This is a genomic window from Nocardiopsis sp. MT53, assembly GCF_019598965.1.
Lineage (GTDB): Bacteria > Actinomycetota > Actinomycetes > Streptosporangiales > Streptosporangiaceae > Nocardiopsis > Nocardiopsis changdeensis.
This window is the reverse complement of sequence record NZ_CP080599.1, coordinates 6,274,078-6,287,977: the sequence shown is the minus strand read 5'-3', so window position 1 is coordinate 6,287,977 and position 13,900 is coordinate 6,274,078. Positions and strand designations below refer to the sequence as shown.

The 13,900-nt window shown below is 70.9% G+C and carries 18 protein-coding genes; 15 read left to right on the top strand and 3 right to left on the bottom strand.

Annotated features, from left to right (window positions below; all coding sequences use genetic code 11):
- The first annotated feature begins 1 nt into the window (after window position 1).
- The 13 genes from K1J57_RS28285 (at window position 2) to K1J57_RS28225 (ending at window position 10,550) form a co-directional block, all read left to right on the top strand.
- Window positions 2-502, top strand: a complete 501-nt coding sequence (locus K1J57_RS28285; RefSeq protein ID WP_220561760.1) for an ATP-binding protein — start codon at window positions 2-4, stop codon at window positions 500-502.
- Window positions 503-836: 334 nt separating this feature from the next.
- Window positions 837-1,286, top strand: coding sequence for a hypothetical protein (locus K1J57_RS28280; RefSeq protein ID WP_220561759.1), 450 nt, complete (start codon window positions 837-839; stop codon window positions 1,284-1,286).
- Entirely contained in the window at window positions 1,280-2,095 is an 816-nt protein-coding gene (locus K1J57_RS28275; RefSeq protein ID WP_220561758.1) for a hypothetical protein, read from the top strand. Before K1J57_RS28280 ends, K1J57_RS28275 begins: the two co-directional genes overlap by 7 nt.
- A 168-nt stretch (window positions 2,096-2,263) precedes the next feature.
- The gene (locus tag K1J57_RS28270) at window positions 2,264-2,758 is read left to right on the top strand and encodes a hypothetical protein (RefSeq protein ID WP_255646652.1); all 495 of its coding nucleotides are present in this window, start codon (window positions 2,264-2,266) and stop codon (window positions 2,756-2,758) included.
- A 58-nt stretch (window positions 2,759-2,816) separates the two neighbouring features.
- Entirely contained in the window at window positions 2,817-3,656 is an 840-nt protein-coding gene (locus K1J57_RS28265; protein ID WP_220561756.1) for a hypothetical protein, read from the top strand.
- On the top strand, window positions 3,653-4,984 hold the full coding sequence (locus K1J57_RS28260; protein WP_220561755.1) for a CpaF family protein: 1,332 nt from the start codon (window positions 3,653-3,655) through the stop codon (window positions 4,982-4,984). Before K1J57_RS28265 ends, K1J57_RS28260 begins: the two co-directional genes overlap by 4 nt.
- The gene (locus K1J57_RS28255) at window positions 4,981-5,820 is read left to right on the top strand and encodes a type II secretion system F family protein (protein ID WP_220561754.1); all 840 of its coding nucleotides are present in this window, start codon (window positions 4,981-4,983) and stop codon (window positions 5,818-5,820) included. Before K1J57_RS28260 ends, K1J57_RS28255 begins: the two co-directional genes overlap by 4 nt.
- Window positions 5,817-6,686, top strand: coding sequence for a type II secretion system F family protein (locus K1J57_RS28250; RefSeq protein WP_220561753.1), 870 nt, complete (start codon window positions 5,817-5,819; stop codon window positions 6,684-6,686). Before K1J57_RS28255 ends, K1J57_RS28250 begins: the two co-directional genes overlap by 4 nt.
- Window positions 6,687-6,713: 27 nt before the next feature.
- Complete coding sequence (locus K1J57_RS28245; RefSeq protein WP_220561752.1) at window positions 6,714-6,905, top strand: hypothetical protein; 192 nt, start codon at window positions 6,714-6,716, stop codon at window positions 6,903-6,905.
- A gap of 47 nt (window positions 6,906-6,952) precedes the next feature.
- Entirely contained in the window at window positions 6,953-7,291 is a 339-nt protein-coding gene (locus K1J57_RS28240; protein WP_220561751.1) for a TadE family protein, read from the top strand.
- The gene (locus tag K1J57_RS28235; RefSeq protein WP_255646651.1) at window positions 7,288-7,740 is read left to right on the top strand and encodes a hypothetical protein; all 453 of its coding nucleotides are present in this window, start codon (window positions 7,288-7,290) and stop codon (window positions 7,738-7,740) included. Before K1J57_RS28240 ends, K1J57_RS28235 begins: the two co-directional genes overlap by 4 nt.
- Window positions 7,737-8,114 carry a hypothetical protein gene (locus K1J57_RS28230; RefSeq protein WP_220561750.1) on the top strand — a complete coding sequence of 126 codons (378 nt, stop codon included), beginning with the start codon at window positions 7,737-7,739 and terminating at the stop codon, window positions 8,112-8,114. The genes K1J57_RS28235 and K1J57_RS28230 overlap by 4 nt, the downstream gene beginning before the upstream one ends.
- An 18-nt stretch (window positions 8,115-8,132) precedes the next feature.
- On the top strand, window positions 8,133-10,550 hold the full coding sequence (locus K1J57_RS28225; RefSeq protein ID WP_220561749.1) for an OmpA family protein: 2,418 nt from the start codon (window positions 8,133-8,135) through the stop codon (window positions 10,548-10,550).
- Between the two features lie 370 nt (window positions 10,551-10,920).
- On the opposite strand, the gene K1J57_RS28220 is transcribed toward K1J57_RS28225, so the two are convergent.
- The 3 genes from K1J57_RS28220 to K1J57_RS28210 all read right to left on the bottom strand — a co-directional run bounded on the left by K1J57_RS28220 (window position 10,921) and on the right by K1J57_RS28210 (window position 12,828).
- Window positions 10,921-11,082 (bottom strand): hypothetical protein, encoded by a 162-nt coding sequence (locus tag K1J57_RS28220; protein WP_220561748.1) that lies wholly within the window; start codon window positions 11,080-11,082, stop codon window positions 10,921-10,923.
- Between the two features lie 188 nt (window positions 11,083-11,270).
- On the bottom strand, window positions 11,271-12,245 hold the full coding sequence (locus K1J57_RS28215) for a zinc-binding dehydrogenase (protein ID WP_220561747.1): 975 nt from the start codon (window positions 12,243-12,245) through the stop codon (window positions 11,271-11,273).
- A complete protein-coding gene (locus K1J57_RS28210; protein ID WP_220561746.1) occupies window positions 12,238-12,828 on the bottom strand; it encodes a TetR/AcrR family transcriptional regulator in 591 nt (196 codons plus the stop codon). Before K1J57_RS28210 ends, K1J57_RS28215 begins: the two co-directional genes overlap by 8 nt.
- Before the next feature lie 77 nt (window positions 12,829-12,905).
- On the opposite strand from K1J57_RS28210, the gene K1J57_RS28205 reads away from it, so the two are divergent.
- On the top strand, window positions 12,906-13,292 hold the full coding sequence (locus K1J57_RS28205; protein WP_220561745.1) for an MmcQ/YjbR family DNA-binding protein: 387 nt from the start codon (window positions 12,906-12,908) through the stop codon (window positions 13,290-13,292).
- On the top strand, window positions 13,289-13,648 hold the full coding sequence (locus K1J57_RS28200; protein ID WP_220561744.1) for an MmcQ/YjbR family DNA-binding protein: 360 nt from the start codon (window positions 13,289-13,291) through the stop codon (window positions 13,646-13,648). The genes K1J57_RS28205 and K1J57_RS28200 overlap by 4 nt, the downstream gene beginning before the upstream one ends.
- Window positions 13,649-13,900: the final 252 nt, after the last annotated feature.

Below are 13,900 nucleotides of genomic sequence, written 5' to 3'. Positions count from 1 at the left end.
CATGACCAGGCTCGTACTCTCCCCGCCCGCCGCGGCCCGCACCTGGTGGGAGCACCGTACCTACCCCCGAGTCCTGCCCCATGTCGGGCGGGCCCGTCACGACCTGGCGCGAGACCTGGCCGGTTTCGACACCGACACCATCGACACCGCCCTGCTGTGCCTGGGTGAGCTGGCGGCCAATGCCGTGGAGCACACCTCCGGGCCCTGCTTCCACCGAGCCCTGGCCCTGATCGATGAGCGCATCCTCTGGCTGGCCGTGCTCGATGACGGCGGAGCGGTCGGCTCGCCGCACATCCCTGAACAGGCCACCGAGGACCTGTGGCGTACCTCGGAGGACGGTCGGGGCCTGATGCTGATCCAGGCTCTTGCCGTGGAGTGGGGCTCCTACACCCTGGGGCCTCGCGAGAACACGACCATCCTGGGCCGCGCGGTGTGGGCCGCACTGCCCATTGAGCCCGGTGCGATCCCGGCCGACCTGCCCGCGTTCGTCCTCACTCCCTGAGTAGCGTCCTGTCTCATGGGCGGTGTTCCTTCGGGGACACCGCCCATCTGGCCGTCTGCGCCGTTCCGCTGCCGCTTCCCTTTTCCTGGTTGTGTTTTCGCAGGCAGTCGGGTTGGACATCCCTGAGCGGTGAGTATGGCGACAGTTTTTCTCCCGCGAGCTACTCAGAACCGCTTGTGCGAAGCGCGGTAGGCGCACTACGTTCACTCAAGTCACTAAGAGTGACGATCAAATCACTCAAGGGAGTGCCTTTCTCGTGCGTGCGTTCGTGCTGTCCACGTTGTGCCTGGTGCTCACCGCGGCATGTTCCGGAACTCCCGAGAGCACCACCTCCATGGCCGAACCGTTGGCCCGATCCGCAGCTCCCCTGGCGGAAACGGAGGCCACGACACAGCCTTCCGAAGAGCAGGCGGTCACCGCCTACCGGGATTTCTGGGACGCGCTCGTGGTCGCCTCCGCCGAGATGGACCCCGATCACCCCGATCTCACGGAGCACGCCACGGGACAGGCACTGGAACTCGCCCGCCACGGTGTCCAAGGCGTCGCCGACGCGGGCAAGGGAATGGAGGGCGCGCCGGAACTGCACCCCGTGGTGGTGTCGGCCTCCCCCGAAGACGAGCCCACGGTCGTGGAGATCGAGGACTGCCAAGGAGGCGGCGACTGGACGGTCATCGGCGCGGACGAACCGGAGTCCGACAACGTCCTCGTCACAGCGACGGTCACCCGCGACGTGTTCGACTGGTGGGTCACCGAGATGCGCATCTGGGGTGAGGACACGTGCTGACCTCGCTCGTGTCGGCCGGAGCGTTCGCTGCGGGGGTGGCTGTTTCCGGGATTCCCATGCTTCCGATGGACGACAGTGCCGGATTGCGCGGATCGGCGGTGTGCGGTCACCACGGAGGGCCGGGCTGCAGCGCCACGGCCACCGCCCAACACGGCACCACTTCCTCTCCCAGAGGAGGAGACCCGGCCTCTCCGACGGGATCGGGAAGCGGACTTCGCCTCGTCGCGCAGGTCGCCTGCACCTCGTGGCGAGAACACGACGCCGAACAGGAGTGGACGTGCTCGGCCGGCTCCATGCCCGCACTGGCCGAACCCGTTTTCGTCGATCCGCGCATGGTCGCCGAGCAGGCCCGCGCCACCATGACCCTGCCTTCGCCTGATCCTGCAGCCTCCCCGGAATTCGGCATGGACACGGTCGTCGGCTTCCCGGTGTGGCTGTGGATGGCCCCTGCCTTTTGGGAACCGGTCAGCGCTACCGCCGAGGTCTCTGCCGGATCGGTCACCGTCACCGCCACCCCCGACCGTGCCACCTGGCACCTCGGCGACGGCACCACCCTGACCTGCGAAGGCCCAGGCGCCGTCTACAACCCCGACCGGCGCGAACCGGCAGCCCCTTCACCCGACTGCGGTCACATCTACACCCGCGCCTCGCACCGGGAGCCCGACGGCACGTTCCCCGTCACCGCCACCGTTGTCTGGACGGTGACCTGGTCGACCACCAGCGGCGACGGCGGCACTCTCGACCCGCTCACCACCACCGCCCGCCGCGCATTCAGCGTGCGTGAGGTGCACGCCCTCGTCACCGACTGATTCGCCCTCCGCCACCGACGAAAGGCCGCCGAACCCGTGACCACGATCTCCGCACCACCGGATTCGAATCAATCCGACCGGAAAAGCAGGAAAATCCGCTTGACCCCTACCCGAACCCGTCGGTGGAAGCGCCCCCTCGCCGGCATCACCGCAGCCGTTCTGGGAGGAGTGATCGCTGCCTGGGCGGCCGGATACGAGGAGGAGCGCACCCCCATGCTGATCGCCGCCACCGATCTCGTCCCCGGTGAGGTGCTCACCTCCTCCCACGTTCGCATCGTCCACGCCCTGGGCGTGGAAGGCCTGGACCTCGCCACCACCGAGAGCGCTCTCGGAGCACCGGTCGCTCTCCCCGTGCCCGAGGGAACCGTCCTCACATCCCCGATGTTCACCGACACCGCTTCCTGGCCCGCACCCGGGAACACGGTGGTGTCGATGCAGACCACCCCCGGCATGCTCCCCGCCTCGGCCGGTCCGGGCGCACCGCTGCTGCTCATGAGCGCCGAGACCGATCCGGTTCCGGCGCGGCTCCACGGCTCGGGGGAGGAGGGGGAGACGTCGGGCTCCCGTGTCATCGAGCTGATCGTTCCCGAGGACCGTGCCGCCGATGCCGTTCACGCTCTGGAGGGCTCCACCGCCCGCTTGGTGCTCACCCCCGAACCCTGATCGTCATTCCCGCTCACCCCGTCGCCCACGACAACGACCGAACACGAAAGAGAAGACGATGATCATCGCGGTGTGTTCGCTCTCCGGAGCACCGGGCGTCACCACCCTGGCCACAGCCCTCGCGGCCATCTGGCCCGCCGGTCCGCTCACCGTTCCGGTTCTGGTGGAGGCCGACGTCAGCGGCGGGGACCTGGCCGTATGGCACCGCATCGAAGGCCGACCCGGGCTGGTCTCCCTGGTCGCCTCCGTGCGCTCGGCCGCCGACCTCATCCAGGTGCGGCAGAACGGGGTCCGCAGGGCCCTGCTCGGCCATACCGCCGAACTGCCCGGCGGTCTGCGGGTGCTGACCGCACCCGCCACCCCGCATGAGGCCACGCCCGTGGTGGACGTCCTCGCGCACCGCAGAGCCGTTCTCGACGGCGGCGTCACCGTCCTGGACCTGGGCCGGGTGATGCCCGGGACCGCGGGCGCCCGTCTGCTCGCCCACGCCGATGCCGCGGTCGTCACCGTTGACGGCGACGACCCGGCACAGCTCCACCGGGTCGCCCGCTGCCGCGACATCCTCGACGCCCTCACCGAGAAGGGCGCCGTGGTGGGTCTGGCCGTGCGGGGGAACCGCTTCACCTCGATCGAGATCGAGACGACCACCGGCCACCGCGTGTGGGCCCACCTGCCCCACGACCCCACCGGGGCCGGCTACCTGCGCGGTGAACGCACCGGCCCCCGCGGCCCGCGCGAACGCTTCGCCGCCTGGTCCCACACCCGGCGCGACCCCGACGCCGTCACCTGGATGCCTCTGCTGGCCGCCGCCCAGCAGCTGGCCGATCGGATCGACGACCTGTGCGCCGACACCACGGCGGCGCGCACCGCCGCCCTCATCGAGGCGGGTGCCGCATGACCCCGACACCTTCCTCCCCACAGCCGGCCCCAACGGCCCTGCGCCACGTTCCCGAGCACGTACGCGACCTCGCCCACCACTGGGCCGACCAGGTCACCGACACCCTCGTGCGCCGGTCAACGGACGGCGACCACCTCGACCCTGGACAGACCTCCCGGCGCGAACGCGCCGACTCCCTCGTGTCCGTCCTCCTGGAGGAGCACGCCTGCCGGGCCCTCACCGGAGCCGCCCATCCCCTCGACGAACACGAGGAGGCGTGGGTCCGCACCCGCGTCCTGTCCCAGGTATGCGGCCTCGGCCCCCTGGAAGAGCTGCTCGCCGAACCCGGAATCCGCGACATCCACATCAACGGCACCCGCGTCTGGGTCGACTTCGGCGGCGGACAGCGCGAAGAGCGACCGCCCATCACCTCCACCGACACCGAACTCATCGCCCTCGTCCAACGCCTCGCCGCCCAGGCCCCTGGCGGCGAACGCCGCTTCGACGCCTCCGCACCCCTGCTCAGCATGGAACTGACCGACGGCGCCCGCCTGTCCGCGGTCATGGGCGTCTCCCGCCACCCGGCCGTCACCATCCGACGCCACCCCGAACGGGAACTCACCCTCACCGACCTGACCGCCTCCGGCATGCTCACCAAACCGGTCCGCGCCCTGCTCGTCGCGGCCGTCCGCGCCCGCCTGAACGTGGTCATCGGCGGAGCCACCGGATCGGGCAAGACCACCCTGCTGCGCGCCCTGGCCCGCCACATCCCGCACGACGAACACGTCATCACCATCGAGGACGCCTACGAACTCGCCCTGGACTCCGACCCCGACCGCAACTGCCTCGCACTCCAGGGCCGCCCGCCCAACACCGAAGGGGCAGGGGAGATCACCCTCGCCGACCTGCTCCGCCACGCCCTGCGCATGTCACCCGACCGGGTCATCGTCGGCGAGACCCGCGGACAGGAAACGGTCGCTCTGCTGCACGCCATGACCATGGGCACCGACGGCTCCATGGCCACCGTGCACGCCTCCTCCTCAGAGCAGATCCTCACCAAACTCGCCACCTACGCCAACCAGGCACGCGACCGCCTCACCCTGGAGGAGAGCGCCATCCTCATCTCCTCGGCGGTCCACCTGGCCGTCTACATCGACACCGACGCCCACGGCACCCGCCGCGTCGCCGGCATCCGCGAGATCGTCGGCTGCGACGGACCCCGCGTGGTCACCAACGAAATCCACACCGCGGAACACGGGTTCGTCCTCCCGCTGAGCCCGCCCTACGCGCGCAAGCTCGTCCGCACCGGCTTCGACCCGACCACCCTGCTCACCGGGAGCGGCGCATGACCACGATGCCCGTCGCCGCACTGGGCGGAGCCGCCGTCGGCGTGGGCCTGGTGCTGCTCGCCCCCACCCTGCCCACGCTCTTGTCCGCCCTCCGCTCCCGCCTGAACCTCACCGGTCCGGCCGGACTGCGGATCGCCGCGGCGGCCGGTGCCGGGACGATCACCTGGACCCTCACCTCCTGGCCGGTCGCCGCGCTCCTGGCCGCACTCGCCCTGTGGTGGCTGCCCCGCCACCTGGCCCCCGACCGCACCGTCACCGCCGAGGCCGACCGCATCGAAGCGGTCGCGGCCTGGGCCGAGCAGCTCCGCGACCTCATCAGCGCCTCGGCCGGACTCCACCAGGCCATTCGCGCCTCCGCCGGCACCGCACCCGCACCCATCCGCGAGGATGTATGCGGCCTGGCCGACGATCTCACCGCAGGCCAGGACCTCGACCGGGCACTCGTCGAGTTCGCCCACCGGGTCGACAACGAGACCGCCGACCTGGTCGTCGCCGCGCTCACCATGGCCGTCCAACGCCACGCCGCCGACCTGGCCGCGCTGCTGGGCACACTCGCCGAAGCCGCCCGCGACCGCGCCGCCATGCTCGTCCGCATCCAGGCCTCCCGGGCCCGCACACGAACCTCCGTACGCATCATCACCGCGACCTCCCTCACCATGGCCGCCAGCATGGCCGTCCTCAACGGCCCCTTCTTCGCGCCCCTCGGCTCGGCCGGCGGACAGGTCGTTCTGGCGCTGGTCGGGGCGCTGTGGGCGGCCGCGCTCGGGTGGCTGTCCCGCCTGGCCGAACCACCGCACACCGAACGCCTGCTCAACACCGCAGAGGGGACCCGATGAACGCCTTCGTCGCCGCCATGGCCGGAGCCACCGCCGGAGCCGGGCTCTGGTGGACCGCCTGCGCCCTGAGCCGCCCCGGCCTCGCGGAACTCCTCCCCACAGAAGAAGGAGAAGCCGTCGAAGCGTCGACGCGGCAGGGTGCGAGCGGAACGGGAGCAGGGATTCTGGCCCGGATCGGCCCCCCGGCCGAACGCCTCGGCAACGACCTCGCCGCCTGCAGCCAGGACCTCGACACCTACCGGGCCCACCAGATCGTCGCCCTGCTGGGAGCGGGCACCGCAGCCGTCCTCCTGGTGTCCCTGGCCGCACTGCCCGAGTTCCCGCTCACCATCCCGATCGCGCTCCTGCTCGGAGCCGTCCTCCTGGCCTCAGCGGTCTTCGCACCCGCCCTACTCCTGAGGTACCGCGCCGAGCACCACCGGACACAGCTGCGCCAGGCCACCTCCGCCATCGCCGACCTCACCGGCATCGCCCTCGCCGGAGGAGCAGGAGTCTCCACCGCCCTGTCCTCCGCCACCCGCGCAGGAGCCGGGCCCGCCTTCACCCGGATCCGCCACTGCCTGCGCGAAGCCGACCTGCGCGCCCACTCTCCCTGGGACGCCCTCGCAGGCCTGGCCCACCACACCGGCGTACGCGAACTCGACGACCTCGCCGCCTCCCTGCGCCTGGCCGGCACCGACGGCGCCCGCGTCCGCACCTCGGTCCAGGCCAAGGCCGCCACCCTGCGCACCCGCCGCCTCGCCGCCCTCGAAACCCGCGCCCACCAGGCCACCGAACGCATGACCCTGCCCGTCATGCTCCTGATCCTCGGGTTCCTCCTGCTCATGGGACACCCGGCCATCGTCCACGTCACCACCGGCTTCTGACACCGGCCACGGAAAAGAAGGAAGACCATGAGCCGTCTCCGGCGAACCCTGGCAGCGTTCCTCGAACCCCGGACCGCACGCTCCGACCGAGGATCCGCCGCCACCGAATACGTGCTGATCCTCGCGATCGTCATCGCCATCGCCGTAGGCGTCGGTGCCATCCTCACCCCGCGGATCCTCAACAGCGCCCAATCCATCGACCTGGGCGTCAACCCGTGAAAACCCCGCACCGGCGCGGTAGGGGCCGTGACCGGGGGAGCGCCGACATGATCCTCGCCCTCCCCCTGGCCTTCGCCATGCTCCTGGGCATCGTCCAGTACACGCTCTGGACCCACGCCCACCACCGCGCGCAGGCCATCGCCACCGAGGCCCTCGCCGGCGGACGGGTCTTCAACGGCACCGAGCACGAAGGCGAAGAACGGGGATACGCCCTGGCCGGCGACCTCGGCGGAACCCTGCTGCGCGACACCACCGTCGACGTCCGACGACAGGGTGGCACCACTCGCGTCACGGTGGACGCCACCACCCTCGGACTGCTCCCCGGCTGGAACCCCGGCGTTCACGTCTCCCTGACCGGACCCACCGAGCACGTGGAACGTCCATGACCAAGGTCCCCTCCACACGGAGGAACACCGGCAGGGGAAGCGACCGCGGCGGCGCCTCGGTCGACCTGATCGTGCTCGTGATCCCACTGCTGCTGGTCTTCCTCTCCCTGATCGCCCTCACCGGGCGCCTCTACACCGCGGCGATCGCCGCCGACGCCCTCGCCCACTCCGCGGCACGGGCCGCGTCCCTGCACACCGACCCGAGCCGGGCACGGGTGGCCGCCGAACAGGCCATCACCGACAGCGTGGGGGAGTGGGCGCGGGCCTGCCACGCCCCCACGCTCACCCTGCGACCGACCACCGTCGCGGACACCCGCGCGGTCCGGGCCGAGGTCACCTGCACCACCCGACGCGACGACCTCCGCCTTCCCGGCCTGCCCGCCGAGCGCGCTGTCACCGGCTCGGCCGTCTCCGTCCTGGACGTTCACCGTTCCCGGGAGCGCCGATGAGCGGCGGCAGCCCTACCGCGTTCGTCCTGGCCATCGCCACCACCCTCCTGGCCTGCCTGGCCCTGGCCCACGACGGCGCACGCCTCCTCCACGCCAAGACCCGGACCACCGCACTGGCGCACGAAGCCGCCCGCACCGGAGCCCAGCACCTGGACACCGCCCGGCTCCGTGAAGGGGCCGTTGCCCTGGACCCGAGAGCGGCTACGGCCGCGGCGCAGGCCCACGCCATCGCAGCAGGAGCGAACGCCGAAGTCCAGGTGGAGGGGGAGACGGTGACGGTCACCGTCACCACGGTGCGACAGCCCACCGTGTGGGGCGGCCTCGGTGAGGTCGAGATCGCCTCCCGGGCCACTGCCACCGCCCACACACCCTGACCGGAGGAGGAACCGCAGATGCATCCGGTACGAACGATGGCCGCGGGCACAGCCGCACTCGCGCTGCTCATCACGCCGCCGCTGATCCTCAGCCGGTGGGAATGGCCGGTGGGGGAGGAGGTGACCGGGACCTATCTGTGGTTGTCCCTGCTCAGCGGGACACTGCCGACCACGGTCCTGTACGCCTTGGCCCTCGTCGTGCTGTGGGGGCTGTGGGCGGTGTTCGCCATCCTGGTGACAGCCGATGTCATCGCCGTGCTGCGCGGGCACCTTCCCCGGATCGGGTTGGTGCGCGTGGCCGTCACCGGCCTCGCCGGAGGCTCGGTGGCGGTCAGCGCCCCGGCTGTCGCGGCGGTGTCGGCACCGGCTGACAGCACACCGACCACCGGCACACCCGACGCCGACACTGCGCCGACCCAGGGCGAACCGGCGCACCTGCTGGAGCGCACGCGCGTCCTGGCCGGATTCGGACTCGACTCCGCCGAACCCGGACCATCGATGGTCGACGAGTTGGGGCCCACCGTCCAGCTGCTCCAGCTGTTCGGCGACCGGAACACCCCGATCACCGTCACCGGGCACACCGACGCCAGCGGACCTGACGACCACAATCAGGTCCTGTCCGAGCAGCGGGCGCAGGCCATCGCCGCCCTGCTGACGGAACAGCTCGGGCAGGAGTGGGAGATCACCGTCGAAGGGGCCGGCTCCCGCTGGCCGCGTGACCATCCGGACCTCGGCGCGGCGGCCGACCGCCGGGTCGAGATCACCTACACGCTCAGCACCGGCCGACAGGCCCCTCCGCAGAACATCGAACCCGCACAGAACGACACCGCGACGGTGGAACCGGAACCACGGGAGAGCGGGATGGCCGTCCCACTGATGGCCCTGGCCGCCGGAGCGGTGGCCGGAGGTGCGGCGGGCGCGGTCATCGGGCGGCGCACCGCACCCGGACACTGCGTTCCCCCCGGCCTCGCCGACACACCCCGGCAAGCCGAAGAGAACGAAGAGCAGCAGGAGGCCGAGCCCCCGGAAGGCGCCATCGGCAATCCGGTACAGGTCAGCCGCCACACCAACGGGGTGCTCTTCACTCCGGAAGGGCACCTGCGCATAGCTGACACCCTCGCTATCGACCCCACCACAGGGCCGGCCTTCACCGGCGAGTACGCGGCGGCCGTGTTCTCCTCCATCCTCGACCGGGCCCTGGACGACCCCGCTGTACACGTGATCACCCCTGCGCCTCTCATGGCCGCGGTCGGAGCTTCGCCCCGGGCGGGCGGGGAGCGACTGCGCGTCCTCCCGGACCTCGCCTCGGCGCTGACCGAGGCCGAACTCTCCTACGTCACCGGCGACGAATCCACCCTGCTCCTGGTGGAGGCGCCGACCACACCTGTCCTCGCCGATCGGCTGACAGCGCTGACTTCCCACGAGGACGGCGACATTCGTGCTCTCGCCCTGGGCGAAGGAGGGGGATCCTCGCCCCGGGTGCACTGCGACAGCCTCGACACCATTCGCATCACCGCCGCCGACGGAACCACCGCCACCTACACGGACCTGCGCCTGCTTCACCGGATCACGCCTGCCGCAGCCCACGGCGCTGTGGAGGAACCGCCTGAGGCCGAGGAACCCGACACCCTGGATTCTGTAGATGAAGACCCCGCACCCGAACCCCGTCCAGAAGCGAACACCGAGCCCGAGCCGATGTCACGCATCCAGGTGCGGCTCCTCGCTCCCCAACCCGTCATCACCTACAACGGCCAGGACATCGGTGTCACCATGCGCGCTTCCGCCCGCAGGCTCCTGGCCTTCCTGGCCCTGCACCCGGCCGGGGTGAGCACCGACCTCCTCACCGACGCCCTGTTCCCGGACACCTCCGAGACCAAGGCCAAGACCCTGCGCAACACCGCCGCCAGCAGTGCCCGGCGCGCTGCCCGCCAGGCGTGGGGAGACCACGAACGGGAGATCATCGACGTAGCCCAAGGCCGCTACCGGCTCCGCGCCGAAGCGGTCAACGTCGACATCTGGCGTTTCAGCACGGCGCTCAAGGCCGCCAAGGACACGGAGGACGAAGCCCAGCGCCTGACACATCTGCAGGTGGCGGCCGACCTGTGCTCCCACGAGCTGTTGACCGAGGTGGACCTGCCTTGGATCGAGGAGAAGCGCCAAGCGCACCGCCGTGCGGTCGCCGACTGTTTCGTCGGCCTGGCCAAGGCCGCAGAAACCCCAGGGCAGGCGCTGCCCTGGCTGGAGCGCGCCCGCGAGGTCGACGACCTCAATGAGACCATCTACCAGGAGCTCATGCGCACTCACGCGCTGCTGGGTCGTCCGGACGCCGTCCAGCGCACGTACCAGGCACTGGTCGAGCATCTCAAGCCCATGCGGGTCCGTCCCAGCGCCGCTACGAACAAGCTTTTTCAGGAGGTGGTCTCCGCCGGCGGATGAACGGCGCACGTGGTCGAATGAGGGCTCCGAGGGCGAGATGAAGCGGTCGATGCCGGCTTTGGGGCCGCAGCCATTCTGCGTTGACCGTCTCCTGTCCGAGGAAAAGCCGGGCGTGGCCTGGGTGGCCTAGGGGCTGCACGGTAATCTCCACTTCGCCGCGGGCTACCCGGAGACCGTGCTCCTGCGGGTTGCGCTGTCGCTCGTGGGCGCAGCGGAGGTCCCCCGGCGGACATGGTACGGCTCCCCTCGACCGAGGCCGGGGCCATGGCCGCGCACGCCGTTCGGAACGTCCTGACGACCGTTGCCTCCTGCGCTCACCGAGGCTCTGACCGCGCTGCACGAGGTGGTCCCGACACCATCGGGCGGCCGCCTACGTGTTCCTCGCGGACCACCCGGCCAGCCCTCTGCGGTCTGCACGGGTGTGGGCGGTCGGCGGTCGCGTCGTCCGCGAACCGGGGGCCAGGTGCCCGTCGGCGGCCAGGGCGCGGATGTCGTGCTCCAGGCGGCTCCCGCCGGTGAGGTCCGAGGTCACCCGTGCGGCTCCTAGCGGCACCGGGCAACACCGTCCGTGGGAACAGGCTCCCGGTGTCTCTTCGAACGCGTGCCGCCGGTACGTTCCCCCTCATTTCGAGGCCGGCGCGACAACACGGGTCCGTGGTGGACCCCGACGACCGGCCGGTCAACAGATCGGCGCCTACCGCCGGATCCTGTGACCGTTCCTCACGTCCCGGCGAGGACGACGACGTGCTTTCCGGGGCGGTGACCGGACTCCAGGTCGTGCTGCGCCTGTGCCACCTTGTCGAGCCCTTCGTAGGTGTCGGCGATGACGACCTTCAGCGACCCGTCCTCGATTGCACGGAGGTACCGCCCGAGCGCGTCGGCGGGCAGATCGTCAGCACCGCCGGCGTAGCTGGTGAGGCGGACGCCGGTGGGGATGGAGAACGGGGAGAAGTCGGGGATGGTCCACTCTCCGTTGAGGGCGCCGACGAAGCAGACCGTGCCACCGGGGCGGACGAGGGAGAGCGTGGCCGGCAGCGCGGTCGCGGCGACCAACTCCAGGGCCGCGTCGAGGCCGCCCGGTACGAGGCCGCGGACCGCGTCCGTCAGCGTGTCGTCGTCGAGCAGGGCGTGATCCGCACCCACCTGCGTGAGGAGCTCGAACCTGGCGGGGTTCCGGGTGGTGGCAAGGACCGTGGCGCCGAGCCGGTGGGCGATGGAGATCGCGGTGAGGCCCACGGTGGACGTGCCTCCCCGGATGAGCACGTACTGCCCGGCCTGCAGGCCCAGGGTGGTGATGGAGCCGTGCGCGGTCTGCAGCATCTCCGGGAGCGCACCGAGGACGTCCCATCCCAGGTCGGTGTCGAACGGGATCGCGTTGGCCGCGTCGACGACGGTGTACTGCGCGTAGCCGCCGTCGATGGAGCGGCCCAGGCCGCCCATCATCGTCGCGACCTTCTGCCCGGGGGCCAGCCCGACACCGTCGCCGACGGCTTCGATGCCCGGGATCCGGGGGAAGGAGAAGTCGGGTCCGGATTCCCCCTTTCGGCTGGTGACTTCGGACTCGTTGACGCCGAACGCCATCACGCGGATGCGCACGCGCCCGGGCCCGACGTCGGGGACCGGCACCCGGGAGACGGTGAGTTCGTTCGGTGCGACAGGTCCGGTGAGCCGGATCGCGCGCATGGTGTCAGGCATGGTGGGCCTCCTGGGTTCGTGGGGCTGCGGTCGAGTGGGTGTCGAGGAGCGCTCGGTACGCGCGGCGGACCATGTCCTCCTCCAGCGGCGCGTCCTGGTGGAACAGGCGATAGCTCCACCACCCCCACATCAGGGCGTCGACGGCGCGGGCCCGGGCGTCGGAGAGACGGCCGCGGAGCAGTGTGAGCGATTCCTCTTGGAAGGCGCGGACGAGGTCGGCGGCGCGGGTGCTGCGCGCCGCGTAGTGGTAGAGCTCGGTGTAGAGGCGCACGTCCGCGGTGCTCGGACTCGTGGCCCCCACGGTGGCCGACACGAGCACCTCGATCACGGCGTCCGTGGTCGAGGCGTCCCGGAGCGGTGCGGCGAACCGGGGCTCCAGTTCACCCCGAAGCGTCTCGAACGCGGCGACGACGAGCCCGTCGAGATCGGGGAAGTAGTACGTCATCGATCCCAGCGGAACGCCGGCCTGTGCCGCGATCCGCCGGTACGAGGCCGCGTGCACCCCCTGCGAGCGGATCACGTCGAGCGTGGCGTGCAGGATCCGGGTTCGTCGTTGCGGATCGTTGGGTCTGCCTTTCCGCACGGGAGTCTCCTTGTGTCGGCCAAAGTACGTACCATGGTACGCACTTTCGCTCTCACGGCTTCGACCTCGGAGGACACATGCAGGAAGACGCACTGCAGCAGTACGCCAGAGACCGCGCCGAGGAGCTGCCCGGTGCCGGGCTCGAGTACCCGTTCGGCCCGGACTGGGAGGTGTTCAAGGTGCGGGACAAGGTGTTCATGCTGCTGACCGAGGTCACCGGCGAACCGATCGTGATCGTCAAGGCCGAGCCGGAGGACGGCAAGGCGCTTCGGGAGCGCCATGAAGAGATCACGCCCGGCTACCACATGAACAAGCGGCACTGGATCACCCTGAACCCCGGCGGAGACCTGCCGCAGCGCCTCGTGGAGGACCTGGTGACCGAGTCCTACCTGCTCGTCGTGGAGAACCTGCCCCGGGCGCGGCGTCCCGTGGACCCGGCGGCCTTCGAAAGGAGCAAGCGATGACGCTCTCCGGCGAACAGCTCCAGCAGACCGCCCGCGACACCGCGGCCGCGCTCGCGCACGTCGAACGCGGACGGCCGTTCACCCCGCACCTGGACGTGTTCAAGGTGCGGGGCAAGGTGTTCCTCATCGTCACCGAGGACGATCCGGACCTGCAGATCATCACCGTCAAAGCGAACCCGGACCACGGGGACGCGCTCCGCCGCGACCACGAATCGATCACGCCCGGGCACTACCTCGACAAGCGGCACTGGATCTCCGTCGGCGCGGGCCCGGGCATCACCGGGCGGCTGGTCGAGGACCTGGTGCACGACTCCTACGACCTGGCCTCCGGACATCAGGAAGGGCGGGAATCGTGAGCGGGCGGCCGCCGTCCCTGTTCGATGCGGACGACGCCTCCCGACCGCTGGCCGACCGGCTGCGCCCCCGCACCCTCGCCGACGTCGTCGGCCAGGACCACCTCCTCGCCGACGACGCCCCGATCGGACGGTCGGTCGGCGCACACCGGCTGGTGTCGATGGTCCTGTGGGGCTGCCAGGCTGAGGGAGGACCACCGACGCACCTGGCGTTCGAACCGCTGTCGGCGACCTTCTCCGGCGTCGCGAACCGAG